This is a genomic window from Kribbella pratensis (assembly GCF_004365355.1).
In the GTDB taxonomy this organism is placed as follows: Bacteria; Actinomycetota; Actinomycetes; order Propionibacteriales; family Kribbellaceae; genus Kribbella.
Genome location: NZ_SODP01000002.1, coordinates 475,140 through 500,347, shown reverse-complemented (window position 1 = coordinate 500,347; position 25,208 = coordinate 475,140). Strand labels below are relative to the sequence as shown.

Genomic DNA, 25,208 nt, shown 5'->3' with positions numbered 1-25,208 from the left:
CTTCTTCCTCAGTTGAGGCTGTGATCGCGGACGACCAGCAGACTGATGTCGAGTGCCGTGGGGGAGTGGGTCAGGGCGCCGACCGAGACGGCGTCGACACCGGTGGCGGCGACGTCTGCGACGGTGTCGAGCGTGATAGTGCCGGAGGCCTCGAGTTGCGAAGTGGACCCGGAGGTGTTGCGCCGCTGGACGATGAGGGCCATCTCCTCGGCCGGCATGTTGTCCAGCAGGATCCACTCGACCCGGCAGTCCAGCGCTTGGCGGGCTTCCTCGGCGGTGGTGACCTCGACCTCGATCGCCAGACTTCGGCCTTCCAAGGTCAGGCCGTCCCGGACCCGGCGGACGGCCGGGAGGACGCCGCCGGCCGCGGCGAGATGGTTCTCCTTCAGCAGGACCATGGCGGCCAGGTCGAGCCTGTGGTTCGTACCGCCGCCGCAGGCGACGGCGTACTTGTCCATGGCCCGGAGGCCGGGCGCGGTCTTGCGGGTGTCGAGGAGCCGGACCGGGCGCGGTCCGATCGCGGCCACGAAGGCTGCCGTGAGGGTTGCGATGCCGGACATCCGCTGGACGAAGTTCAGCGCCACCCGCTCGCCGGTGATGATCGAGCGCGCCGCACCACTGATCGACGCGAGCGGCTGTCCGGGGAGGACCGGATCGCCATCGGCAACAGCCGGCCGCACCGTGACGGTGGGATCGACCGCGGCGAATACGCCTTGCAGGAGCGGCAGACCGGCCACGCGCCCCGCCTGCTTGGCGACCACTGTCGCCTCGACCTGTAGGTCGGCCGGGACACTCCATCGCGTGGTGACGTCGTCCACCGCCTGATCCTCGGCCAGGGCGGCCGTGACCGCGGTCCGGACCGTCTCCGTCGTCAGTTGCATAGGTTCTCCGACCTTCCGTGATGTTTTCGCTTCAGAGGCGATAACTAGCTGCACGCTACCATCGGCGTCGTGCCCGAAGCCAAGAAAGGTGATCCGGTTAACTTCCCCAGCTACCCGCACGAGGTGCTGTCAGCGGTCCTGTCGGTCCGGGACGGCAGGTTGTGCGTCCTGCTGTGGAAGCGCGCACGGGACCCGTACCGCGGTCGGTGGGCGCTCCCCGGCGGTGGGGTCGAGCCCACGCAGCGGCTCCGGGAGGCCATCACCAGCCACCTGGCGACGAAGGTGGACGTCCGCGATGTCGCACACCTCGAACAGCTGGCCACCCACAGTGCGATCGATCGCGATCCACGGGCGCGCGTGCTGGCGACGGCCTACCTCGGCCTGGTTCCGTCCGACGTACAGCCGGTGCTTCCGTCCGACACTGTCTGGCATCCGGTCGACGACCTGCCGCAGACCGCGTTCGACCACCACTACTTCATCGAGGCTGCCGTCGGTCGGCTGCGCGCCAAACTGTCCTACACGAACATCGGCTTCGCGCTAGCTCCGCTGGAGTTCACGATCGCCGAACTGCGCGATCTGTTCGGCGCCGCACTCGGGTACGAGCTCGGCGCCACCAACCTGACCCGCGTCCTGACCCGACGCCACGTCATCGACCCGACCGAGCGCCGAGCCACCCCCGGCCAAAGCGGCGGCCGGCCCGCGACCGTCTACAAATTCGCCGCGCGCGAACTGACCGTGACCGATCCCTTCGCTGTACTCCGACCGCCGCGCTGATTGTCTGTCAGGCGGGATTCGGACCCTTGGTGCGTCTCGAGGTAGTCCTCGACGGTGAACAGGTGGGCCGACATCTGGATCCGCGCCCGGTCGGGGTTGTGCGCCGTCAGGGCGGCGAGGATCGCGAGGTGTTCCCCGTGGGCGGTTTCATCGGCGCCGGGCTCCGTGATCGATCGACGGAGCCGGTCGCGCATCGTTCGTCCACCGAGTGCGTTGATCAACGCCGCCAGTACCGGATTGCCGGCCGCATCCGCGATGATGCGGTGGAAGGCGATGTCGTTCTCGATCACTGTCTCGTGGTTGGGTGCCTCGAGCCTGAGTTCGGCCTCGTTGTGGCGCAACAGCTCGGCAGCGGCCGCGAGTTCTGCCGGCGCGATCTGTTGCGCCGCAAGGCCTGCGGCCTCGGTCTCGAGGACCCGGCGTACCGCGTGCAGGTGATGCGTGCCGCTGCCGTCCTGCAGGTCGACGACGAATCCGATCGGGGCGAGGAGCATCGACGGGTCCAGTTTGGTGACGTAGGTACCGTCACCTTGCCGGGTCTCCAGCACGCCCATCATGGACAGCGCGCGGACCCCTTCGCGGAGCGGATTCCGGGAGACGCCGAGTGCCGCGGCGAGGTCCTTCTCGACCGGAAGCCGGTCGCCGGAGCGGAGCTCGCCGTCGATGATCATCTGACGGATTCCCTCGATGACCACGTCGGTCTGGGACACGCCAGGTGGCCGGGACCGCTCGACCACGTCGCCGGGGCTCACGGCAGCGGTTCCCGTTCCGCGCGGGCCGACCAGTAGCTGCCGTCCGGGAACCGGTAGGTCTGAAGTGACTCCCTGTGCATCTCGGCACTGTAACCCGGAGCGGCCGGAAGCACGTAAGCACCGGCCTTGACCACACACGGTTCGACGAAGTGTTCGTGCAGGTGGTCGACGTACTCGGTGACACGCCCCTCGAGGGTGCCCGACAGGGCGACGTAGTCGAAGATCGCGAGGTGCTGGACGAGTTCGCACAGCCCGACACCACCCGCGTGCGGGCAGACCGGCACGTCGAAGCAGGCGGCGAGCAGATAGACCGCGAGTACTTCGTTGACGCTGCCGAGGCGCGCGGCGTCGAGTTGGCAGAAGTCGATGGCGCCGGCTTGGAACATCTGCTTGAACAGCACGCGGTTCATGCCGTGCTCACCGGTGGCGACGCCGATGGGCGCCACGGCCTTGCGGATCGCGGCGTGGCCGAGGATGTCGTCGGGGCTGGTGGGCTCTTCGATCCACAGCGGGTCGAACCCGGCCAGCGCCTTGACCCATTCGATGGCCTGCGGAACATCCCAGACTTGGTTCGCGTCGATCATCAGGTGACCGTCCGGGCCGAGCACCTCGCGGGCGATGCCGCAGCGCCGGATGTCGTCGTCCAGGTTGGCCCCGACCTTCAGCTTGACGTGTTTGTAGCCAGAGGCAACGGCTTCCTCGCACAGCCTGCGCAGCTTGGCGTCCGAGTATCCGAGCCATCCGGCCGAGGTGGTGTAGCACGGGTAGCCGGAGACCTCTAGCTCGGCAATTCGTTGCTTGCGGCCCGCTTCCTGGGCGGCCAGTAGGGCCACCGCCTGATCGGCGGTCAGGACGTCGCTCAGGTAGCGCAGATCGGCGGCTTCGACGAGTTCCTCGGGCGACATCTCGGACAGCAGTCGCCACAGGGGTACGCCGGCCCGCCGGGCGGCCAGATCCCAGACGGCATTCATCACCGCGGCCAATGCCAGGTGGATGACTCCCTTGTCAGGCCCGAGCCAGCGCAGCTGGCTGTCCGACTGGAGCTCCCGGTAGATGCCGCCGAGGTCGTTGCACAGCTCGTCGACGTCCCGGCCGATCAGCGGCTGGGCGCGTTGCTGAGCCGCCGCGACGCAGAGGTCGTTCCCCCGGCCGATCGTGAAGGTGAAGCCGTGTCCGGACAGGCCCGGAGCGTCGGTGTGCAGAACGATGTACGCCGCCGAGTGATCACCGTCCTTGTTCATCGCGTCCGAACCGTCGCTGGTCAGCGAGGTCGGGAATCGGACGTCGACAACCTCCAGCGAGGTGATGCGTGGCATGGCGGCCCCTCACATCGGTCCCATAGAGATGGGATCTTTTTGACAGAACGATGCCGCTCAGTATGGACCAACCGTCCGCGCAGCGCTACGATCCCGGAAATTCATAGGACTAATACCTCGTCTCATCGACGGAGGACTGCGATATGAGCGACCTGGTGGGCTCAGATCGGTCCGCTGCGCAACGCTTGCGCTACGACCGGCCTGCGGAGACGTGGCTCGAGGCTTTGCCGCTCGGCAACGGCCGCATCGGCGCGATGTGTTTCGGCGGTCTTGGCACTGACCGGATCGGGCTGAACGACGAGACTCTCTGGTCGGGCGGCCCGGAGACCGCACGGTTGTTGTCGGCTCCGCTCGGTGCGACCGGCGCGGAGGCGGTGCAGGAAGTGCGTGACGCCCTCACGGCCGGCGAGCTCCGCCGGGCGCATGAGCTGGCCGGCGGTTTCCACTCCGGCTACTGCCAGGCGTACCTGCCGCTGGGCGACCTCCTGATGGAGGTTCGGGTCGGCGGCACCACGCCCGCCGTCGGCGAGGTCGCGCAGTACCGTCGCGAGCTCGATCTGGACACCGCGACGGCGACCGCGGAGTACGAGCTCGGCGGAGTCGCGGTGCGCCAGGAAGTCTTCGTCAGCGCTCCGGACGGTGTCCTGGTCGTGCGACTGACAGCGTCCGAGCCGGTACTGGGGCTGACGTGCCGGTTGACCTCGCAGTTGCAGTCACAACCACACCCAGTCGAGGACGGGCTCGGATTGTTGTTGCAAGCTCCGGCCGATGTCGCCCCGCACCATCGCGATGTTCCGGTGCCGATCCGGTACTCCGATGGTGCGGACCGCGGTATGGAAGCGGCCATCGCACTGCGTGCCACGACCGACGGGCAGCTCCGAGCCGTCGACACCGAGCTCACGGTCGAGGAGGCAACCGAGGTCGTCCTGATTCTCTCCACCGATACCGGGTACGACGGACCGTCGACCTCGCCGACCCGATCGGCGACGGAGTGCTGGGCCGCTGGGGATCAGAAGGTGCTCGCGGCGCGCGATCGCACGTACGACGAACTCGTGGCCGACCATCGTGAGGATCACCAGCAGCTGTTCCGTCGTTCGTCGCTCGAGCTGCCCGGTCCGGCCGAGAATGCCGACCTGCCGACCGACGTACGCGTCGCGGGTGCGGTCGACGTCGAAGACCCCGCACTGGTCGCGCTGCTGTTCAACTACGGCCGCTACCTGATGATCGCGGGTTCGCGATCGGGTGGGCTGCCGACCAATCTGCAGGGGATCTGGAACGACATCCTCCGGCCGCCGTGGTCCAGCAACTTCACGGTGAACATCAACACCGAGATGAACTACTGGCCCGCGGAGACCACCAATCTCTCCGAGTGCCATGAACCGCTGCTCCGCTACATCGGTCAGCTCGCCGAGGCCGGGCGCCCGACGGCGAAGGAACGGTACGGCTGTGGCGGCTGGACCGCGCATCACAACGCCGACGCCTGGTGCTGGTCGTTCCCGGTCGAGGGCGATCCGCGGTGGTCGAACTGGCCGATGGCAGGTGCCTGGCTGGCCCGCCACCTGTGGGACCACTACGCGTTCACCGGTGATCTGGACTCCCTTCGCGAATCGTGGCGCGTATTGCTGGGCGCCGCGGAGTTCTGCCTCGACTGGTTGACGGAGATGCCGGACGGAACCCTCGGTACGGCGCCGTCGACCTCCCCGGAGAATACCTACCTGGCCGACGACGGACAGCCCGCGTCGGTGACCTGGTCGTCGACCATGGACCTGGCCCTGATCTCGGACCTCTTCCAGCGGGTCGAGCGAGCGGCTGAACTGCTCGATATCGTCGACCCGTTGGTCGGCGAGTTGTCCACCGCCCGCAAGCGAATCCCCGAGCCCGCGATCGGCTCACGCGGACAGCTGCAGGAGTGGTTGGCGGATCTACCCGAAGAAGAACCCCATCACCGGCACATGTCGCACCTCGTCGGTCTTCATCCGGGCGATGCGATCACGCCGGACGGCACGCCGGCCCTCGCGGCCGCCGCGGCCCGGACGCTCGAACTGCGTGGCGACCAGGCCACCGGTTGGTCGCTGGCCTGGAAGATCAACCTGTACGCCCGGTTGCGCGATGCGGCCGGCACGCACCGGCTCGTCCGGGCGTTCCTCGCACCTGCCGGCGACACCTCGACCGACTATGTCGGCAGCGGCGCGGGCGTGTACCCGAATCTCTTCTGCGCCCACCCGCCGTTCCAGATCGACGGGAACTTCGGCGCGACCGCCGGCATCGCCGAGATGCTGCTGCAGAGCCACACGGGCGAGATCGAACTGCTGCCCGCGCTGCCGGCCGAATGGCCGAGCGGGCGGGTCACGGGCCTACGGGCTCGCGGCGGGGTCACCGTCGACATCGCGTGGACGCCGGCCGGCGTCGAAGCGGTCCTGACCGCCGACCGGGACCAGGAGCGGGTCGTGCGTCACGGCGACGACCGGGTTCCGGTCCGGTTGACCGCCGGCGTCGGCCATCGCGTTAGCCCGATCTGACAACCGGCACGGATGAAGGAGGTTCCATGGCTACCCTGACCACGGTCCGGCCACCGGCCGGTGAGACGCCGGTGCGGCGCCGGCGGCGGCGAGAACGTCCCGGCGTCCAAGGACTGCGCCGCAGTCTTCGACGGCACTGGACCCTGTACCTGTTGATGGTCGTGCCGCTGGTGTGGTTCGTGATCTTCAAGTACATCCCGATGTCGAACGCAGTCCTGGCGTTCAAGAGTTTCAACGTGATCAAGGGCATCTGGGGAAGCCCGTGGGTCGGCTGGCAGAACTTCGACCTGTTCTTCCACAACCCGGTGTTCTGGACCCTGGTGAAGAACACCTTCATCCTGTCGGTCTACACCGTGGCGGCGAGCTTCCCGATCGCGATCATCCTCGCGCTGGCACTCAACGAGGTCCGCAACGGTGTGTTCAAGCGGTCGGTTCAGTTGGTGACGTATGCGCCGTACTTCATCTCCACCGTGGTGGTCGTGTCGATGACGATCCTGGTGCTGTCGCCGCGGCTCGGCATCGTCAACGAGGGCCTGGGCTTCTTCGGCGTGCCGTCGATCGACTTCCTCGGCAACCCGGAGTACTTCCGTCACATCTACGTGTGGTCGGACGTGTGGCAGACCACCGGATACTCCGCGGTGATCTACCTGGCTGCGCTGTCCGGCATCGACCCGGCACTGCACGAGTCGGCCAAGCTCGACGGCGCCAGCCGGTTGCAACGGATCCGGCACGTCGACCTGCCCGGCATCATGCCGACCGCCGTCATCATCCTGGTGCTTGCTGTCGGCAACATCATGGCCATCGGGTTCGAGAAGGCCTTCCTGCTGCAGAACCCGCTCAACCTGAGCCAGTCCGAGATCATCGCCACCTACGTCTACAAGACCGGCTTGCTGAACGCCGACTTCAGCGGCGCCACCGCGATCGGACTGTTCAACTCGGTCATCAACCTCGCGCTGCTGCTGATGGTCAATGCGATCGCCAAGCGGATCACCGGGAACGGATTGTGGTCATGAGCGTCCAAACCGAAACCAGAACGCTGCCCAGCAAGCGGGTCGAGCGCCGCGCCGCGCGCGCCCGCCGGATCCGGGAGCCGCGGACCGACCGGATCTTCCTGTTCTGCGTGTACCTGCTGCTGGCGGTCTTCTTCGTGATCGTCCTGGCGCCGTTGCTGTACATCGTGGCCAGCTCGTTCAGCAGCCCGGAAGCGGTATCGGCCGGCCGGGTGTTGTTCTGGCCGGTGGACTTCTCGCTGCGCGGCTACCACGCGGTGTTCGAGAATCCGCAGATCGTCCAGGGCTACCTGAACTCGCTGTTCTACACCGTGGTCGGCACGATCGTCAGCGTCACGATGACGATCGCGATCGCCTACCCGATGTCGCGCCGTACGCTGGTCGGCCGCAACGTGGTGATGACCGCCATCCTGTTCACGATGCTGTTCACCGGCGGCCTGATCCCGACATACCTGGTGGTCCAGTCCGTCGGTCTGCTCGACACCCGGTGGGCGCTGATCATCCCGCAGGCGATCGGGGTCTGGCAGGTCATCATCGCCCGGACCTACTTCCGCACCGCGATCCCCGACGAGCTGGTCGAGGCCGCGCAGCTGGACGGCTGCGGCGACCTGCGGTTCCTGTGGTCGGTGGTGATCCCGTTGGCCAAGCCAATGATCGCGGTGGTCGCGTTGATGTACGCGATCATGCAGTGGAACTCCTACTTCGACGCGCTGATCTACCTGAAGAACCCGGACCTGTTCCCGCTCCAGCTGGTCCTGCGGAACATCCTGATCCTCAACACCACCGGCGGCGGCGCCGTCGACGCGTCGGTCGTCATCCAGCGCCAGCAGCTCGCCGACCTGCTCAAGTACTCGCTGATCGTGGTCGCGAGCGTTCCGGTCCTGGTCATCTATCCGTTCGTCGCCCGCTACTTCACCAAGGGAATCCTGATCGGCGCCGTCAAGGGCTGATCCTCCGGTACCACCCGGTATCACTCCGTATCACCTCGACCCCTGTGAGGGAACCATGTCTGTACGAATCAGTAGGCGGAGGCGTGCCGCGATCGCCGGTATCAGTCTCCTGGCTCTCGGCCTCGCGGCCTGCTCCGGAGGCGGTGGCTCGGACGCCGCGGACGGAAAGCCACTGCCGACGGTCACCGGGAATCCCGCTGTCACCCTGAACGTCTTCTCGCCGCAGGCGGCCGACACGAACCTGGCCACCAACGACTTCACCAAGCTGATCCAGCAGAAGTTCAACATCACCATCAAGTGGCAGACGACCACGTACGACGGTGGGCCGGCCAAGGAGAAGCGGCAGATCTCGCTGGCCAGCGGTGACTACCCCGACCTGTACCTGCTGATCCCCTGGGTCGACCAGTTCACGACGGCGGACCTGCTGAAGCTGGGAAATCAGGGTGTCGTCGTACCGCTGAACCAGCTGATCGATCAGTACGCGCCGAACATCAAGAAGGCGCTGGACTCCACGCCGGAGTGGAAGGCGATGGCGACCGCGCCGGACGGCAAGATCTACGGCCTCCCGCAGTGGGTCGACTGCTTCCACTGTTCGTACCCGGACAAGCTGTGGATGAACTCGGCGTGGCTGAAGAAGCTGGGCCTCGAGCAGCCGAAGACCACCGAGGACATGCGGAAGGTGCTCCAGGCGTTCAAGACCCAGGATCCGAACGGCAACGGCAAGGCCGACGAGATCCCGATCAGCGCGAACGTCCGCGACAACCTCATCCCGTACTTCATGAACGCCTTCATCTACGACCCGCAAGGGCAGAACAACAGCGGCGGCAACAACACCACACTGGTTCTCAACAACGGCAAGGTCGACGTCCAGGCGAACAAGGACGGTTGGCGCGAAGGCCTGCGGTACATCAACTCGCTCTACAAAGAAGGGCTGATCGACAAAGGCGCCTTCACGCAGAACCCGGACGCGATGCAGCAGCAGGGCAACCACGGCGGCTCGGTCATCCTCGGCGCGGGCACCGTCATGCACTCGGGCATCTTCGTCACCGTCGGTTCGGCGGACGGGCGGGACCAGCAGTACGACGCGGTACCGCCGCTGACCGGTCCGAGTGGCGCGAACTACGCCAGCTACGTCTTCCCGAGCATTCCCGGCGCCACGTTCGTACTGACGTCGAAGGCCACACCGGAGAAGCAGATCCAGGCGATCAAGATGCTCGACTACATCTTCACCGACGAGGGCCAGATCAACGGACAGTTCGGCTCGGAGGGCAAGGCCTGGACCAAGCCCGGTTCCGGTGACGTGGCGCTCGACAAGTCGCTGAAGCCGAGCTTCAAGCAGATCCCGCTGAAGCCCGGCTCGAAGCCGCGGAACTCCGGGTGGGGAGCGCTCGCGCAGTACAACAACACCGCGCAGTTCCGGAACTCCGAGGTCATCGACACCGACGTCCACACGCAGGCGGGGTACGAGCGCAAGCTCTTCGATGCCACCAAGCTGTACGCCGGCCACGAGGACAAGGCGCAGATCTACCCGTTCTGGAAGGTCTGGATCGACCCCACCCTCGCCAACGAGGTCGCGACCCTGCAGACCAACCTCGAGAACTACATCCAGCAGAACTCCCTGCAGTTCATCACCGGCTCGAAGAACATCGACACCGACTGGGACAGCTACGTCAAGGGGCTGGAGGGTCTCGGTCTGAAGCGCTACCTAGAGATCCAGCAGACCGCGTACGACAAGGTGCCCAACAAGTAGGCGGACCCGGGCCGGCCGGAGTGATCCGGCCGGCCCTCACCCGGTATCAGCGACGAGGAGCAAAGAGTGCCGTTCGACGCAACGTTCGAGTCCCTGTCCACGTTCGAGTGCCCTGACTGGTTCCGGGACGCGAAACTCGGCATCTGGTCGCACTGGGGACCGCAGTCGGTGCCTCGGTACGGCGACTGGTACGCGCGCCACATGTACCGGCAAGGCTCTGAGCAGTACCTGCACCACCTGCGGATGTACGGACACCCGTCGCAGTCGGGCTATAAGGACATCGTCCGGCAATGGAAGGCGGAGCGCTTCGATCCGGCCGACTTGATGAACCGGTTCGTGGCGGCCGGTGCGCGGTACTTCGTGGCGCAGGCCGTCCATCACGACAACTTCTTCAACTACGAGTCGTCGGTGAACCCGTGGAACTCGGCAAAGGTCGGGCCGGGCAAGGACATCGTCGGCCTTTGGAAGGCCGCCGCCGAGGAGCGTGGACTGCCGTTCGGTATCACCGAGCATCTCGGTGCCGCGTTGACCTGGTTCGCCGTCAACAAGGGCAGCGACCGGCACGGGCCGCTGGCCGGCGTGCCGTACGACGGGACCGATCCGGCGTACCGGGATCTCTACCTCGACAACGCCAAGTACCTGCCGGCCGAAGACATCGTGGTGCAGGACCCGTGGTACGGCCAGGATCCTGCCTGGCACGCGTACTGGCTCGCGGCGGTCACCGAGATGATCGACCGGTACCAACCGGATCTGCTGTACACCGACGGTCCCGTGCCGTTCGGCGAGGCCGAGTACACCCCCGGTTTGACCGCGATCGCCCACCTGTACAACACCAGTGCGGGGATCCACGGGACCAACCGCGCCGTGTACCAGCAGAAGGACCGCCGGCCCGAGGTGAGCGTGGTCGGCGTGATGGACATCGAGCGCAGTCAGACGCCTGGGATCAACCCCCGGCCGTGGCAGACCGACACCTCCGTCGGCGACTGGTTCTACAACGTCCGCGACGTCTACAAGACCGGTGGACACGTGATCGAGATGCTCGTCGACATCGTGTCGAAGAACGGCAACCTCCTGCTCAACGTGCCGCAGCTGCCGGACGGCACGCTCGACCTCGAATGCACCCAACTCCTCGACGATCTGGGCGCCTGGATGCGGGCGTGCGGCGAAGGCATCCACGGCACGCGTCCGTTCCGGGTCTTCGGTGAAGGCCCGTCCAGTGTCGTCATCGACGGATTCACCGAGGACCGGGTGGGCTGGACTGCTTCCGACTTCCGCTTCACCCGCCGGGAGAACACCGTCTACGCGTTCCAGATGGCCTGGCCGGAGGACGGACGCGCGGTGATTCGCAGCCTCGCGGATCACGAGACGGTGACCGGCGTACGACTGCTCGGCCACGGTCCGGTCCCGTTCGAACAGGCCCACGGGATCCTCGTTGTCCGCCTGCCCGCCACTGCTCCGCTCGACGTCGCAAACTGCCTCGCCCTCGAGCTCGGCGCTTGACGTGCTGCGCACGGTTCGTGCGTCAGGCGGCCGGACAACACTGAAGGAAGGGCCGACCAGAGACAGATGGTTGCTGAACGCCCGTTATCTACGCGGGCTCAGCGCGGACAACCTGCTGCGGCCCTACCGCGCCGAGGCCGGTCTGTGGAGTTATTCGGGCTCCTGGGGCACGACCGTTGGCGCGGACTCTCCGGATGGTCCGCAGACCTGGCATTGGGGATGGGAGTCGCCGACGTGCGATCTGCGAGGCCACATCCTCGGACATTGGCTGTCGGCGGCGGCACGGGTCGGTGAGGAGGACCGTGAGGTGGCAGCACGAGCTGCCACCGTCGTGGACGAACTCGCGATGTGCCAGCGGGCCAACGGCGGGCAGTGGGCCGGGTCGATTCCACCGGCGTACTTCGAACGGCTGGCCGCGGGCCGGGACGCGTGGGCTCCGCAGTACGTCGTCCACAAGACCTTGATGGGGTTGCTCGACCAGTACCGAATCGCGGGCAACGAACAGGCGCTCGAGATCGCGTCGGCTTTCGCCGGATGGTTCCACACCTGGACGGGTGGGCTCTCGCGGGAGCAGCTCGACGACATCCTCGACCGCGAGACGGGCGGGATGCTGGAGGTCTGGGCGGACCTCCTTGCGTTCACCGGTGATCAGACCGCCGCCGATCTGATCGAGCGGTACGACCGGCGCCGGTTCTTCGAGCCGCTTCTCGCCGGTGCCGACGTACTGACCAACAAGCACGCCAACACCCAGATCGCGGAGATTCTCGGGGCGGCCAGGGCCTGGGAGGTCACGGGCGAGCGACGCTGGCGCGACGTCGTCGAAGTCTTCTGGGACTCCGCGGTGCAGACCCGCGGGACGTACTGCACCGGTGGCAGCAGTTGCGGAGAAGTGTGGCAGCCGCCCGGCGAACAGTCCGCCCGTCTGCACGCTGTCCAGGAACATTGCCTCGTCTACAACCTGATGCGCCTCGCCGCCGTTCTGTTCCGGTGGACCGGCGATCACCGCTACGGAGACTACTGGGAACGGAACCTGGTCAACGGGATCTGGGCGCAGCAACACCCGGACACCGGTATGCCCGCGTACTTCTTGCCTTTGGCAACCGGAAGCCAGAAGAAATGGGGTCGGCCGACCGAGGACTTCTGGTGCTGCCACGGCACCCTGCTGCAGGCCCAGAGCTCGGTCGGCGAGGCGGCTGTTTACGTCGACGACCAGGGGATCGCGGTCTGTCAGTACCTCGAGTCGGTCACGACCTGGCCCGATCTGTTCGGCGGCCGGGTCGAGCTCGCGATCACGGCGGACATCGAGCAAGGCGTTTCTCTCGGCCAACGACAGAGTGCTTACGCTGCCGAGGGAATCCAGGAGTTGTCGGCGCGGCCGTTGCCGCGGCGTCGGCCGAACCACCACGTGCACGTCGTCGACGTACGGTGCGAGCGACCAACCAGGTTCGAGATCCGGCTCCGCGTCCCACTGTGGGCTACCGGCTCGCCGACGCTGGAGATCGACGGGAAACCGTTGCCGGTCGAGGTCAGGGGCGGATGGATCCTGTTGTCCCAGGAATGGAGCAGCCAGCGCATCCGGCTGACTGTGCCGTCGGGATTGTCCACCGTGCGATTGCCCGACCAGCCGGACCTGGTCGCCGTACTCGACGGTCCGGTCGTCCTGGCCGGCCTCACCGAGCAGGAGACCGCGTTGTCCGGTGACCCTGCCGACCCGGCGTCGTTCCTCACACCTGACCGGGAGCGACACCACAGCTGGTGGCAGCCGGGCAGATACCGGACCCACGGCCAAACCACCGGCCTGCGCTTCATCCCACTCGCCGAGGTCCGCGACGAGCGGTACACCGTTTACTTCCCGGTGCGCTGCGCGACGTTCACCGGTGAGGACATCTCCTCGAGCAACGCACGGCGAGCCGTACGACCAAGTGAGGATCTATGACCGACCTGCTGCACTGGAGCACGCCTGACCTTGCGCTGACCTTCGTCCTCGACGACGGCCCCGTCCGACTGGTTGCTGTCCGGGAGGCGTCCCAGCCGAGGGGTGGCGAGCCCGATCCGGGCCAGCCCTTGGTGGAGGTGGCCGCTGTGGGACATGGCCATTCCAGCAACCGTCACGCCGGCACCCTCCTGGGGCAGCGGTTGAGGTACGCCGGGCACCACGAGACCGGGACCACGCTGCGCATCGTCCAGGAGGAGCCGACCACGGGTCTCCGCGTCACCAGCGTCTTCGAGGCGCGGGCCGGCGTACGCGCCTGGACCGAAGCGTCGATCATCGGTCCGGGTTCTCTGGAGCTCACCAGCCTGTCGTCGTTGGTCGTCGGCCTCGCGTCGGTCGACGCCGAGCTGTACTCCGCCGCGAACAGCTGGATGGCGGAGAACCGTTGGTCCAAGCGCGTAGTGCGGGACGTGTTGGCTGACATCGTCCACGATCCGCATCACCACGTCGCCAAGAGCCGGGACGCGGTGACGGGTATGAACTCGTGGTCCACGGGGGAGAGGCTGCCTGTCGGCGTTCTGGTCGATCGGAGTACGCCGTACGCCCTGGGCTGGCAGATCGAGCACAACGGCCCATGGCACTACGAGCTCGGTGAGACCCGGCACGGTGGCTACCTGCTGCTGAGCGGCCCGACCGACCTGGAGCACCAGTGGAGTGTCGAGGTCACTGCCGACAAACCGTTCACGACGGTTCCTGTGTCGCTTGTCGTCGGGACCGACGTCGACAGCGTGTTCGCCGCACTCACGCGTCAGCGCCGGGCGATCCGGACGCGGCGCCCAATCGACGACCGGATGCCGGTCGTCTTCAACGACTACATGAATACGTTGCTGGGTGACCCGACAACGGAGAAGCTGCTGCCGCTGATCGACGCCGCGGCCGAGGTCGGCGCGGACTACTTCTGCATCGACGCCGGCTGGTACGCCGAAGGCGTCTGGTGGAACACCGTCGGCGAATGGCAACCGTCGGCGACGCGGTTCCCGAACGGACTCGCCGAGGTGATCGACCGGATCCACCACCACGGCATGGTGCCCGGACTTTGGCTCGAGCCCGAAGTCGTCGGTGTCCGCTCACCGATCGCCGACGAACTACCTGATGACGCGTTCCTCACCCGCCACGGCCGAAGAGTCGCCGAGAACGATCGCTACCTGCTCGACCTGCGCAGCCCGGCCGCACGCAAACACCTCGACACCACGGTCGATCGGCTGGTCGACGAGTTCGGCATCGGGTTCTTCAAGTTCGACAACAACTCCGTGACCGGGCCCGGAACCGACAAGAACGGGACATCCCTCGGGCAGGGCCTTCTGGAGCACAACCGCGCACTGCTCAGCTGGCTGGACGGCATTCAGGAGCGGCATCCGGACCTGCTGATCGAGAACTGCGCCTCCGGTGCCATGCGGATGGACTACGCCATGCTGTCCCGCCTCCACCTGCAGTCGACCTCGGACCAGGAACACCCGTTGCTGTACGCATCGATCACCGCCGCCGCACCGGCCGCCGTACTCCCTGAACAAGCCGGTCACTGGGCCTATCCGATCACCGGAACCACTCGCGAGGAATTCATCTTCGCCCTCGTGAACGGCATCCCTGGCCGCCTCTACCTGTCCGGCCACCTCAACCGGATGACACCCGCCGAGCTCGAACTGATCCGCTCGGCGCTGTCAGCCCATCGGGAAGTCCTCGAGGACCTGGAGACGCTCGTCCCCGCCTGGCCCCTCGGCCTGCCCGCCTGGACCGATGAGTGGATCGCCCTCTCCCTGACCGGCGCCAAGGTCTCGTACCTTGCCCTGTGGCACCGCGCGCCCGGCCCGTCCACCATCACCCTTCCGATCCCGCGGTCGCAGAAGATCGCGCCACACTTCCCGACCGACCTCGGCGACTGGACCTACGCCTGGACCGACGACGGTCTGGTCGTCACCGCCAACACCCCCGAACCCGCCGCCCGCGTCCTCCGCCTGCAATGACCGGCCGCGACAAGGATGAGTCAGCTCCCATGAAACCCAACCAAGTGCCACCCGACTATGTGGGCTACCTGTACGCGCATTTCAAGCGTGAATCAGCCGACGGTGAGCAGATCTACTTCGCCTTGAGCGACGGCAACGACCCGCTGCACTTCGACGACCTCAACGGCGGCAAGCCGGTGCTGTACTCCGTCCTGGGCGAGTGCGGTGTCCGTGACCCGCACATCGTCCGTTCCCCGGACGGCGACCGGTTCTACCTGGTCGCAACCGACCTGCGGCTGTATGTCAGCCTCGACTGGGACCGGCACCAGCGCCGAGGCAGCCGCTCGATCATGGTCTGGGAGTCGGCAGATCTCGTGAACTGGGGTGAGGGTCGACTCGTCGAGGTCGCTCCGCCCGAGGCCGGAAACACCTGGGCACCGGAGGCGGTCTGGGACCCCGAGCAGGAGGCCTACCTGGTTCATTGGTCCTCAACTCTGTACGACGACGCTGAACACGAGGGGGACAGCTACAACCGGATCATGTGTGCGTCCACCCGCGACTTCCGCGAGTTCTCCGCGCCCCGCGTCTGGATCGACCGGGGATGGCACACGATCGACACCACGGTGATCCAGCACGAGGGCGTCTATTACCGTTTCCTCAAGGACGAACGCAGCCGCAGCGGGGACGCACCGCACGGCAAGTCGATCTACTCCGAGACGTCGACGTCGCTGTCTGCGGCCGATTGGAAGCCGCTGGCCGAGGGCATCGGCCTCGGAGCGGTTACCCAGGGCGAGGGCCCATTGGTGTACAAGTCGAACACCGAGAACAAGTGGTACCTCTGGATCGACGAGTTCACGCCGGAACGCCGGTACGTCCCCTTCGAGACGACCGACCTCGCCGGCGGCGAGTGGATCCCATCGAAAGACCATCGGCTGCCGACAGACCCCTGCCACGGCGTCGTTCTGCCGGTGACCGCCGAAGAATACGAGCGGCTCAGTGCTGCTTGGATGTGAGTGCAGAAGTCTTTGGAGAGGAAGATCCGGCAGATGAAGGTGCGTTTGGCCTACGGAGAGTCCGGTCTGGTCGTCGAGGCGGACTCTGCGCGCACGACCGTGGTGGAACCGGTCCATCACGACGCCGCCGCCGATCCGTACGCCGTGCTGCGCCGCGCGCTGCGTGAGCCTGTGGCCGGACCACCGTTGCGCGAGCGTATCCAGCGCGGTCAGACCGTGGCGATCTCTGCCTGCGACGGTACTCGGCCGCAGCCGCGGCACTTGATGATCCCGGCCGTCCTTGCCGAGCTCGACGGCTTGGTCGACCTGGCTGACGTGGTCGTGCTGGTCGCCACCGGAACGCATCGCGGCAACAGCGACGCCGAACTGCGCCAGATGTTCGGGGACGAGGTCGTCGACTCCGTGCGGATCGTCAATCACGACGGACGCGATCGGGAGCAGTTGGCCTGGCTGGGAGTCCACGGCGACGGCGTACCGGTCTGGTTGAACCGCCAGTGGGTCGATGCGGACGTCAGGATCACCACCGGCTTCGTCGAGCCGCACTTCTTCGCCGGCTTCTCGGGTGGGCCGAAGCTGGTCGCGCCCGGTCTGGCGGGTCTCGACACTGTTCTGGTGCTGCATGACGCCGCCCGGATCGGAAGTTCGAAAGCGACGTGGGGGGTGACGCAGGGAAACCCGGTGCACGACGACGTCCGGGCGATCGCCGAGGCCACCGGTGTCACGTTCGCCTTGGATGTCGTGCTCAATCGCGACAAGGACATCGTCGCGGCGTTCGGCGGCGATCTGCCGTCGATGCACGCCGCCGCCTGTGCCACCGCCAAGCGAATCGCCATGCAGCCGGTAGATGCGCCGTTCGACGTGGTGGTCACCACGAACTCGGGGTTTCCCCTTGACCAGAACCTCTATCAGTCCGTCAAGGGAATGTCGGCCGCACACCAGATCGTTCGCCCCGGCGGCACGATCATCTGCGCAGCCGAATGTCGCGACGGCTTCCCCGATCACGGGGACTACCGCTCGGTCCTGGTCTCGGCCGACTCGCCCCAGGCGCTTCTCGATCAGATCGGACGGAGCGCCGAAACCGCCCCCGACCAATGGCAGGTGCAGATCCAGGCCCGGATCCAGGCCACGAGCCGGGTCGTCATGCACACCGGCTTCCTCACCGATGCCGAACTGCGCACTGCTCACCTGGAACAAACCGCCGACATCACCGCGACCATCGCCGAATCCCTGGCTGCAGCGGGTCCGGATTCGCGCCTGTGCATCCTGCCCGAGGGTCCGCAGACGATCCCGTACATTGCCGGCCGCTGATCGGGCCTGAACGGTCGGCGCCGGCCCACCCCGGCTCCGCCGTACGCGCGACCGGTTGTGATGACGGTCGCGCGCACGGGGACGAGCCGGGTCAGGCGCGAGTGAAGGCCCGGATCTCGATGCTGTACGGCGCAGTTGCCAGGACACTGTCACGTGCGTCGAACGCTGCTTCGGCCACGGTGACCTGCGGCGGTTGGCCGACCCTGTTCGTCGCGTCCAGGCTGGTGCCGGTGAGCCGCCACAACCGGCCGTTTGGCCGGACCTGGAATCCGGCGAGGTCGACACTGACGTTCTGGACGTCTGCGGTCGCGTTGACGGTTGCCACCGTCAACGTCCGGCCGTCTTCCGACAGCGCCGCCATCATGTCGACCGGGTACGTCGGGCTGCCCGCGTTGACGCTGGGCTGATCGCCACCAGCCGGCCAGCCAGGCGTCGGCTGGGGCGAGTTACCGGTGATGGCCACCGGCGTCACGCCGAACCGCTCCCGGTAGAGCTTGAACAGCACACCTGCCCCGCTGTACGTCGAATCCGTCTTGTTGTACGACAGCCACGACGTACCCATCGTGTACGCCGCCATCGTGATGAAGTCGCTGGCCCGGAACATCTCGTGCAGCATCATCGCCAGGCCGAACAACTGCTTCATCCCGGACGCGTTCTGGAAGCCCCACTCGTCGATGCTGACCTTGATCTGGTTCTGCTCGAGCTCCGGGAAGTCGGGCTTGTACAGCTCCCAGTTCTCGCGGACGGACTTGATGTAGTTGGCGCCCCGGCGGCAGGAGTCGACCATCGACTCCGCCGGGCTGACGTTGATGTACTTGCCCTGGTTGAGGTCGAACCGCTGGGTGGTGCCGTAGCAGTGCTCGGAGATGATGTCGAACTTACCGGCGCTGCTGGTCAGGAGCCGGTGGTTCCAGTCGGTCAGTGAACCGTACTCGACCTTCACCTTGGTCGGCTGCACGATCTGCCGGCTGCTCGGGTCGATGTAGAAGGGCAGCCGGTGGACCGTCATGCTGGCCGGGAAGCCGCCGACCGCGACAATCGCGATCGAGGGGTCGACCTTCCGCATCGCGTCCGCGAACAGGTTGTGCTTGATCATGTAGTGGGCCGGTGTCATGTAGCCGAGCTGCCAGAAGCCGAACATCTCGTTGCCGACGGCCCAGTACTTGACGCCGTACGGCTTGTGGTGACCGTTCGCGGACCGCAGGGCACCCATCGGGGTGTCGGGGGCGCCGTTGACGTACTCGACCATGAGCGCGGCCTCGCGAGCAGATCCGAAGCCGGTGTTGACGCACGGATACGGTTCGGTGTCGAGCAGATCGCACATAGCCAGGAACTCGTCGGTGCCGACATCGTTGGACTGCGCCTGATTGCGGTCGTAGTCGAACGTGGTCGCGCGTAGGTCCGGATCGCCGATGGCGTTCTGCCAGTCGTGGCCGGAGACGAAGTTCCCGCCGGGGAAACGCCAGAAGCCGCCCATACCGCGGAGCAGATCGATGGTGTCCTTGCGGAAGCCCTTGACGTTGTCGGCCGGCATCAACGACGCGGCGCCGACCCGGAACTCGCCGGAGCCCGTGCCGGTGATCTCGAGCTTGCCGGCGGTGGTCGCGGCGCGGCAGGTGAACCGCAGCGGGATCGTCGTCCAGCCCTTCTTCACCGCGAGGGTCACGCTCTGGCTCTGCCCCGGACCGTCGCCCCAGGTCAGCGTCGCGATGACGTGCGTACCCGGGTCTCCGGCGATCACCACCCGGCCGACGTACCCCTTGGCGGCAAGACCGAGGCCGGTTTGCCCGATGCCACGCGACTCCGAGCGGCTGAGCGCGACCTTCGCCGACTGCTCGCCGACGTACGGCGTCGTCGTGTCCATGGTGATGGCAGTCGCCGTCCCGACGGGCCGCCATTTCTTCATCGTGGGGTTCTGCGTGTCCACGGGGTAGAAGAACTTGCGGTCCGACAGGACCTCCGACCACAGGCTGTCGTAGACGAGCGTGCCGATGTGTTCGATGAAGGCGCCGTAGACGTACTTCTGGATCGGATCGTTCGTCTTCGAGACGTCGATCCCGGCCTGGATGCCGGGGCTGTCGGCGTACGCCGCGACAGTGCCGGCCGTCGCGGACAGTCCGGTCGCCAGACCCGCTGCAACGGATGCCTGGATGACGGTGCGGCGCGAGATGCCGCTGCTTTCGGGAGAGATGCTGTCCATCTGGTTCTCAACTTCCCCTCGACGCGTGGTGTGGATGGCGAATCCGTGCAGGTACGGCGATGCCGGCGCGGCGTACACGAGGCCTTGACACTCGCAGCGCGCCCACGACGACAGAACGGCGGATAGGTCCGCGGGACTTGCCCGGAAAGATTGAATGAAAGTTTCTGAATCTTTCGTGTCGAACGCTAAATCCCGTGATCCGGCTCGTCAAGACTTCGAGGCCACGGCCTTGGCTCCGCCGACGGGGTTGGCCGTGAGTAAACTGTCGGCGGGAGCGCCGAAAATTTCTGCCGGGGAGTCATGATGGCCAGAACCGACCGCGTGAAGCTCACCGATATCGCTCGCGCGGCCGGTGTGTCGGCTCCGACCGTGTCGAAGGTCCTCAACGGCCGAGCCGAGGTCGCTCCGGAGACGCGCGACCGTGTGCAGGAAGTGCTGCGGGCGCACAACTACCAGCGGCGGCCCAGCGGGAAGCAGCCCAAGGCGGGCCTGGTCGACCTGGTGATCAAGGAACTGGCGACCCCGTGGTCCGTCGAGATCATCCGCGGCGCGGAGGATGCCTGTCGGGAAGCCGGCATCGGTCTTGTGGTGTCAGCGGTGCACAGCGATCGGGTCGACGCTCAGCGGTGGCTCGACAACCTCGCCGGGCGGCACTCCGACGGCGTCCTTCTCGCCGTCTCGAACCTCGACCGAGCCGAACGGGAACGACTCGACGCGCTGGGAGTCCCGCTCGTGCTGATCGACCCCATCGGCGATCCTGACGCGAACATTCCGTCGATCGGATCGACCAACTGGGCCGGCGGCCTGGCCGCGACCGAGCACCTGGTCGGCCTTGGGCACCGACGGATCGCGATGATCGCCGGGCTACCGAACCTGCTGTGCACCCAGGCCCGCCTCGGCGGGTACCGCGCCGCGCTGGAACGGGCGGGAATCACCCCCGAGCCCGAGTTGCTCCGGTTCGGCGACCACTTTCCGCCGAGCGGGCAAGCGGCGGCACTCGAGTTGCTGGACCTGGCCGACCCGCCGACCGCGATCTTCGCGGGAACCGACCTCCAGGCTTTCGGCGCCTACAAAGCCCTGCAGTCGCGCGGCGTACGCATCCCCGACGACATCAGCGTCGTGGGCTTCGACGACCTGGCCGCGTGCGACTGGGTGACCCCACCACTGACCACCGTCCAGCAACGCCTCGTGGACATGGCCCGAATGGCAGTACAAGTCATCATCGACGGCGGTACCGAACCCGGCGAACCCAGCCGCATCGAACTAGCCACCTCACTCACAATCCGCGACAGCACAGCCCCACCGCCAGCCGCCCGCTGATCCCACGATCGCGACGGCCACCCGCCGGTTGGTCATCCGAAACTGACACGCTGCAGGTAGTAGTCGAGCAGGTCGTTATCGCCTTGCACTTCGATTCTGCTGTCGCGGCGCTTGTAGAGGTGGAGCAGCAACTCGGTGACCGGTCCCCGGGCGACGACCGCTGTGGGCTCGTCGCTGTGCCGCCAGCGGATCGCATCGCCGGTCAGGTCGACCACCCAGGACTGCTCCGGAGCAGCGAACTTCAGTGTTCGGCCCGGGCCGAGCAGCTCACGCATCCAGGGATGCACCTCGAAGTGGAACGGGAGAGCGCCGAGCTCCATCCACTCGTCGATCCCGTCCGCCGCGACCTCGGGATCTAGTTCGTACTCCACTCCGAGAGCGAGCGCCGCGTCGGCACGATGCATCACGGTCTCGTGCGCCATCCGCCGGGCGGTAAAACGTGTGGTCGGGTCCTCGATCGGCATCTTGATCGGTACGTCGGGACCCGCGCTACGCAGGGCCTCCGCCAGCTCATGTGCTCCCGCGACGACCCAGCCGGCGAGCTCGCGCAGTTCGGTGTCGGTGCAATCGGCCGGTTCGGAGTACCAGTGCGTCGGGTCGCGGAACTCGTCGTACGGCGGTGCCTCACCGGTCCGCGCGACAACGGTTGCCTCACGGTGCGCGCCGCCGACATGGCGGACGAGCTGCCCGACATTCCACCCCGGACACGACGGCACCGCCACCCCCAACTGCGCGCCCGGCCTACCAACCAGATGCCCGGCCAACAGCCCGGCCTGCTCGACAATCAACTCACAATGCCGCCCGAACTCCATCTACATCTCCTCCGCCCAGTCTCACTTGAGGGTCGAAGCCACCCGCTCCACCTTGACATCAGCCAAGAGGCTGCGGCGATCACACGCCTCGCCGTGCGAGAACGAGTCGAATCGGTTCGATTAGGTGTCCGGCGGCCAGTAGGGGCGTACTGCGATACTCCAGAGGGTTTGGTGTCCGGCTTCGCCGCATCCTTCACGACGCCCCGGGGGAGCGCGACGCGACGGATCATGACCCAGTCTGCGGGCACCTACACCCTCGACGCCGGATGGTTCAACCTCGACCACCTGGTGGTCACCCAGTAAAGATCGACGCCGTACGACGCTCACGGGCGGCTCCGCGGGTCGGTTGCTAGGAGCAACCGACTTCGGGGAGCCGCCCGTGAGCGCGACCGGCGGCAAGTTCTAGCTCGGGCTGGTGGTTGCCGCGGTCGTGTCGATCAGCTCAGAGGTCCGGTACGTGTCCGGCGTCGTGCCCGCCCGGACGAGGACGATGTTCTCGCCCTTGTGGGTCTTGAACTCCAGCAGACCGTTCTCGGGGGCAACGAGTGTCTCGGCCTTCCGTCCCTCGCGGTACAGCACCACATCGGAATCCCACGGGTTTCTGACGCGGGCGCGTTCGCCGAGCTGCGACTCGATCTCGACGTACTGGATATCGCCCGCCACCATCGACGACGACACCAGGAAGCCGTCCTTGGCCAGCAGCTTGTACTTCGCATCCCACGCCGTGGGCCACGCCGGGAACACGCGGATCACGGGATCGCCGACAGGAGTCGGGCTCAGGCTTTGGTGCAATGCATCCTGCAGCGCTGCCGCAAAGGTGCCGTAGCCTTCGGCCGAGTAGTAGTCCAGCTGGTTGAACAGCAGGTTCGGGAAGACGCCGTAGGTGCTGAACACGCCGTACTGCGTGTTCAGGATGTTCACCATGTCATCCGCTCGCCCGAGCTTGGCCGCGTCCACGTGGAAGCGGCTCGAGCCGTTCCTGTCGATGACCTGGCCCTTGACCTGGTTCAGGTAGCCCGGCGAGTGGAGATACGTGTTGAGCGCGATCTCCCAATCGCCGTTGTCGAGACCCTGGTCCCGCGTCTCCAGGTTCAGTACGTCGTACTTCTCGAGCATCTTGAAGATCGGGCTCTCGGTGCCGTGCAGATCCCGGATGAAGTACGCCGGTCGCAGACCCTGCGCCCAAGCCGGCTGGTCGGTTGCCAACTGCGACGCGAGCGCCGGATTCGTACTCGCCGCCCACAGGGCGTCGGGATCCGATCGCAGCGGGTACGCCGCGAGGTTGTCGCGGATGTCCCTCCACTGCGGGCGATTCTCCTGGTCGACACCGAGCAGTTCGGACGCCTTGACCACTGCGGCGAAGACGCCTCTGGCCATGGACAGGTCATCGATGACGTCCTTGCCGGCCCAGATGTGCTCGTGCAGGTTCGTGTTGTAGACGTGGTACTTCCCGTCGCTCTCCTTCCGGAGACCGTCGTACGACCGGTACATCTCCGCGGCGCCCTTGATGAAGGGATAGGCGACCTCCCGGAGCCAATGGACATCCTTGGTGTAGCAGTACACCTGCCAGTAGTACTCGGCGGTCTCCTGGGTGGCCATCATGGTGTGCGTGACGTAGCTCGCCTGGCTGTTGCCGCCGAAGACGTTCCAGTTCCACGGAGACAGGAACTTGTTCCTCCGCATGGTGATGTCGGTGAATTCCTGGCTGCGAGTGCTGGTCTTGAACGTGTAGTACTGCTGCATCGGGTCCGCGATGCCGGCCGGCAGGGTTTCCCAGCCGAGAATGCCGGCGGTCTCGCCGATGAAGATGCCCTCACTGCCCCACATCTGTTGTGCAGCACCCTTGTACTGCTCGAAACCCGCCTGCCGCATCGTGAACAGCGGCTCCAGCAGATCCAGGTGGTTGGCGGCGAGCAGGGGCTGATACAGGCAGTCCTGGTTCCAGTTCCAGAAGAAGCTGCCCCAGTCCCGCCGGTCCTCTTCTCCGATCCAGATGCCGCCGTTGTACTTGCTGGGATAGGAGCCGCGGTTCGAGATCGCGGCCAGGTACATGTAGTAGTTGCGGCGCTGCTCGAAATTGAACTGCGTGGGGAAGTAGACGTACGACCGGTGCCAGAAGTCGCGCCACCAAGCCTGGCTGCGGGCATAGATGCAGGTGTGGCCGGGAGCCTTCGTAGCGTTCGTAACCGCCGCGGCCGCGGCCGTCCGAACTGCTTTCCGCGTATCGGCGTTCCCACCGACGACAACCGTGAAGGTGCCCTGTCGCGCGGGCAGAGTCATTCGCAGCGTCGCCCGGTTGCCGATCGTGCCGCTGACGACGTCCGAGATCTCTCGATCCTGCACAGTCGCCGCTACAGCTGTGTTGACGTAGTGATCGTTGACCTTGATGCCAGTGTCCGCGGGTTCCTGAACGACCTGCTCCAGCACGATCGTTTCGTTCCGCGAACCCGGGCGCCCGGTGCCGGCGACGGTAGTCAGGGTGGATATCGCGCTGTGTGCGCCCCAGATCTGGTTGGCGTCCCGGACCATGGCCAGGTCGACTGTGATCGGCTGGGGCGTGGCTCGGTTGTCGGTGACCTGGATCGAGACGACATCCGAATCCACGTCGGCAATCACGTCGGCGCTTACGCCGACGCCGGCGATGCTCAGTTTCCCGTCGTACAACGACAGATGCTGTTGCGTCGTGGTGTCGAAGACGGTCCCGGTTCCGAAGCCGATGTGGATCCGGCCGAGGACGCCGCCACCGGAGTTCTGATGGTCCTTCGACGCTGCTGAGGCATCGTTGAACATGAACATGTCAGTGTGGTTCAGCTGCATCACCAGGGTGCTGCCGTTGCTCTGCCATACCGGGCCGCCGAACCGTCCGTTGGCCACGGACATGCCCTGGGTCCCGGTGGTGATTCTTCCCGTGTAGGTGAGGTCCGACCGACCGATCAGCCGGGCGTAGTCCGGATCGAACAGTGGCGCCTTCTTGTCGCTCGGGTGAGCGGGGGCCGGAACCGGACTCGGTGGGGAGGCCATCGCGGACAGCGAACCTGTCGCTGCCGCCGACAACCCGAGACTCAGGCTTCCACCGACGAACCGGCGCCGCGAGACCCCACTCGCCCGCGAGGTATTTTCTGCTGCCATCTCGTGCTCCTCCGTATCAGGAAGTTGTCTACCTGGAACGA

General features: G+C 66.3%; 18 protein-coding genes. 12 read left to right on the top strand and 6 right to left on the bottom strand.

Features of this window, described 5'->3' with window-relative positions; translation table 11 throughout:
• Nucleotides 1-8: 8 nt before the first annotated feature.
• Nucleotides 9-881 carry a carboxylating nicotinate-nucleotide diphosphorylase gene (nadC, locus tag EV653_RS18990; protein WP_134105080.1) on the bottom strand — a complete coding sequence of 291 codons (873 nt, stop codon included), beginning with the start codon at nt 879-881 and terminating at the stop codon, nt 9-11.
• Nucleotides 882-950: 69 nt separating this feature from the next.
• Between nadC and EV653_RS18985 the strand changes: the two genes are divergently transcribed.
• The gene (locus tag EV653_RS18985) at nt 951-1,655 is read left to right on the top strand and encodes an NUDIX hydrolase (protein WP_134105079.1); all 705 of its coding nucleotides are present in this window, start codon (nt 951-953) and stop codon (nt 1,653-1,655) included.
• On the opposite strand, the gene EV653_RS18980 is transcribed toward EV653_RS18985, so the two are convergent.
• Together EV653_RS18980 and EV653_RS18975 are read right to left on the bottom strand one after the other, a co-directional pair.
• Nucleotides 1,589-2,407 (bottom strand): FadR/GntR family transcriptional regulator, encoded by an 819-nt coding sequence (locus tag EV653_RS18980; RefSeq protein WP_202871742.1) that lies wholly within the window; start codon nt 2,405-2,407, stop codon nt 1,589-1,591. The two genes, EV653_RS18985 and EV653_RS18980, sit on opposite strands and share 67 nt — an antisense overlap.
• Nucleotides 2,404-3,723 carry an L-fuconate dehydratase gene (locus EV653_RS18975; protein WP_134105078.1) on the bottom strand — a complete coding sequence of 440 codons (1,320 nt, stop codon included), beginning with the start codon at nt 3,721-3,723 and terminating at the stop codon, nt 2,404-2,406. The genes EV653_RS18980 and EV653_RS18975 overlap by 4 nt, the downstream gene beginning before the upstream one ends.
• A 143-nt stretch (nt 3,724-3,866) precedes the next feature.
• Here EV653_RS18975 and EV653_RS18970 point away from each other — a divergent pair, with 143 nt between their 5' ends.
• The 9 genes from EV653_RS18970 to larA all read left to right on the top strand — a co-directional run bounded on the left by EV653_RS18970 (nt 3,867) and on the right by larA (nt 17,706).
• On the top strand, nt 3,867-6,242 hold the full coding sequence (locus EV653_RS18970) for a glycoside hydrolase family 95 protein (protein ID WP_134105077.1): 2,376 nt from the start codon (nt 3,867-3,869) through the stop codon (nt 6,240-6,242).
• Nucleotides 6,243-6,268: 26 nt separating this feature from the next.
• Nucleotides 6,269-7,255: an ABC transporter permease gene (locus tag EV653_RS18965; RefSeq protein ID WP_134105076.1), complete on the top strand. Its 987-nt coding sequence runs from the start codon at nt 6,269-6,271 to the stop codon at nt 7,253-7,255.
• Nucleotides 7,252-8,202 carry a carbohydrate ABC transporter permease gene (locus tag EV653_RS18960; RefSeq protein WP_134105075.1) on the top strand — a complete coding sequence of 317 codons (951 nt, stop codon included), beginning with the start codon at nt 7,252-7,254 and terminating at the stop codon, nt 8,200-8,202. Before EV653_RS18965 ends, EV653_RS18960 begins: the two co-directional genes overlap by 4 nt.
• 55 nt (nt 8,203-8,257) lie before the next feature.
• On the top strand, nt 8,258-9,952 hold the full coding sequence (locus EV653_RS18955; RefSeq protein ID WP_134105074.1) for an extracellular solute-binding protein: 1,695 nt from the start codon (nt 8,258-8,260) through the stop codon (nt 9,950-9,952).
• Between the two features lie 66 nt (nt 9,953-10,018).
• Nucleotides 10,019-11,452: an alpha-L-fucosidase gene (locus EV653_RS18950; RefSeq protein ID WP_202871741.1), complete on the top strand. Its 1,434-nt coding sequence runs from the start codon at nt 10,019-10,021 to the stop codon at nt 11,450-11,452.
• Nucleotide 11,453: 1 nt separating this feature from the next.
• On the top strand, nt 11,454-13,388 hold the full coding sequence (locus EV653_RS18945; protein ID WP_255510825.1) for a beta-L-arabinofuranosidase domain-containing protein: 1,935 nt from the start codon (nt 11,454-11,456) through the stop codon (nt 13,386-13,388).
• A complete protein-coding gene (locus EV653_RS18940; RefSeq protein WP_134105072.1) occupies nt 13,385-15,406 on the top strand; it encodes a glycoside hydrolase family 36 protein in 2,022 nt (673 codons plus the stop codon). The genes EV653_RS18945 and EV653_RS18940 overlap by 4 nt, the downstream gene beginning before the upstream one ends.
• Before the next feature lie 29 nt (nt 15,407-15,435).
• A complete protein-coding gene (locus EV653_RS18935) occupies nt 15,436-16,398 on the top strand; it encodes a glycoside hydrolase family 43 protein (RefSeq protein WP_166679489.1) in 963 nt (320 codons plus the stop codon).
• Between the two features lie 33 nt (nt 16,399-16,431).
• Complete coding sequence (gene larA, locus EV653_RS18930; RefSeq protein ID WP_134105070.1) at nt 16,432-17,706, top strand: nickel-dependent lactate racemase; 1,275 nt, start codon at nt 16,432-16,434, stop codon at nt 17,704-17,706.
• Between the two features lie 91 nt (nt 17,707-17,797).
• Here larA and EV653_RS18925 read toward each other — a convergent pair whose 3' ends face one another.
• Nucleotides 17,798-19,906 (bottom strand): alpha-L-arabinofuranosidase, encoded by a 2,109-nt coding sequence (locus EV653_RS18925; protein WP_134105069.1) that lies wholly within the window; start codon nt 19,904-19,906, stop codon nt 17,798-17,800.
• Between the two features lie 303 nt (nt 19,907-20,209).
• Here EV653_RS18925 and EV653_RS18920 point away from each other — a divergent pair, with 303 nt between their 5' ends.
• Nucleotides 20,210-21,226 carry a LacI family DNA-binding transcriptional regulator gene (locus tag EV653_RS18920; protein WP_134105068.1) on the top strand — a complete coding sequence of 339 codons (1,017 nt, stop codon included), beginning with the start codon at nt 20,210-20,212 and terminating at the stop codon, nt 21,224-21,226.
• A 32-nt stretch (nt 21,227-21,258) separates the two neighbouring features.
• Here EV653_RS18920 and EV653_RS18915 read toward each other — a convergent pair whose 3' ends face one another.
• Complete coding sequence (locus EV653_RS18915; RefSeq protein WP_134105067.1) at nt 21,259-22,038, bottom strand: maleylpyruvate isomerase family mycothiol-dependent enzyme; 780 nt, start codon at nt 22,036-22,038, stop codon at nt 21,259-21,261.
• Between the two features lie 171 nt (nt 22,039-22,209).
• Here EV653_RS18915 and EV653_RS42495 point away from each other — a divergent pair, with 171 nt between their 5' ends.
• Nucleotides 22,210-22,341, top strand: coding sequence for a hypothetical protein (locus EV653_RS42495; protein ID WP_255510822.1), 132 nt, complete (start codon nt 22,210-22,212; stop codon nt 22,339-22,341).
• A 99-nt stretch (nt 22,342-22,440) separates the two neighbouring features.
• Here the strand turns inward: EV653_RS42495 and EV653_RS18910 are convergent, their stop codons facing one another.
• Nucleotides 22,441-25,167, bottom strand: coding sequence for a glycosyl hydrolase family 95 catalytic domain-containing protein (locus EV653_RS18910; protein ID WP_134105066.1), 2,727 nt, complete (start codon nt 25,165-25,167; stop codon nt 22,441-22,443).
• Nucleotides 25,168-25,208: the final 41 nt, after the last annotated feature.

What these genes read in the sequence shown, in the direction of transcription:
- EV653_RS18965 (WP_134105076.1), top strand. Translation starts at nt 6,269, where the DNA reads ATGGCTACCCTGACCACGGTCCGGCCACCGGCCGGTGAGACGCCGGTG.
- EV653_RS18925 (WP_134105069.1), bottom strand. Translation starts at nt 19,906, where the DNA reads ATGGACAGCATCTCTCCCGAAAGCAGCGGCATCTCGCGCCGCACCGTC.
- EV653_RS18975 (WP_134105078.1), bottom strand. Translation starts at nt 3,723, where the DNA reads ATGCCACGCATCACCTCGCTGGAGGTTGTCGACGTCCGATTCCCGACC.
- larA (WP_134105070.1), top strand. Translation starts at nt 16,432, where the DNA reads ATGAAGGTGCGTTTGGCCTACGGAGAGTCCGGTCTGGTCGTCGAGGCG.
- EV653_RS18940 (WP_134105072.1), top strand. Translation starts at nt 13,385, where the DNA reads ATGACCGACCTGCTGCACTGGAGCACGCCTGACCTTGCGCTGACCTTC.
- EV653_RS18960 (WP_134105075.1), top strand. Translation starts at nt 7,252, where the DNA reads ATGAGCGTCCAAACCGAAACCAGAACGCTGCCCAGCAAGCGGGTCGAG.
- EV653_RS18910 (WP_134105066.1), bottom strand. Translation starts at nt 25,167, where the DNA reads ATGGCAGCAGAAAATACCTCGCGGGCGAGTGGGGTCTCGCGGCGCCGG.
- EV653_RS18935 (WP_166679489.1), top strand. Translation starts at nt 15,436, where the DNA reads ATGAAACCCAACCAAGTGCCACCCGACTATGTGGGCTACCTGTACGCG.
- nadC (WP_134105080.1), bottom strand. Translation starts at nt 881, where the DNA reads ATGCAACTGACGACGGAGACGGTCCGGACCGCGGTCACGGCCGCCCTG.
- EV653_RS18970 (WP_134105077.1), top strand. Translation starts at nt 3,867, where the DNA reads ATGAGCGACCTGGTGGGCTCAGATCGGTCCGCTGCGCAACGCTTGCGC.
- EV653_RS18915 (WP_134105067.1), bottom strand. Translation starts at nt 22,038, where the DNA reads ATGGAGTTCGGGCGGCATTGTGAGTTGATTGTCGAGCAGGCCGGGCTG.
- EV653_RS18955 (WP_134105074.1), top strand. Translation starts at nt 8,258, where the DNA reads ATGTCTGTACGAATCAGTAGGCGGAGGCGTGCCGCGATCGCCGGTATC.
- EV653_RS18920 (WP_134105068.1), top strand. Translation starts at nt 20,210, where the DNA reads ATGGCCAGAACCGACCGCGTGAAGCTCACCGATATCGCTCGCGCGGCC.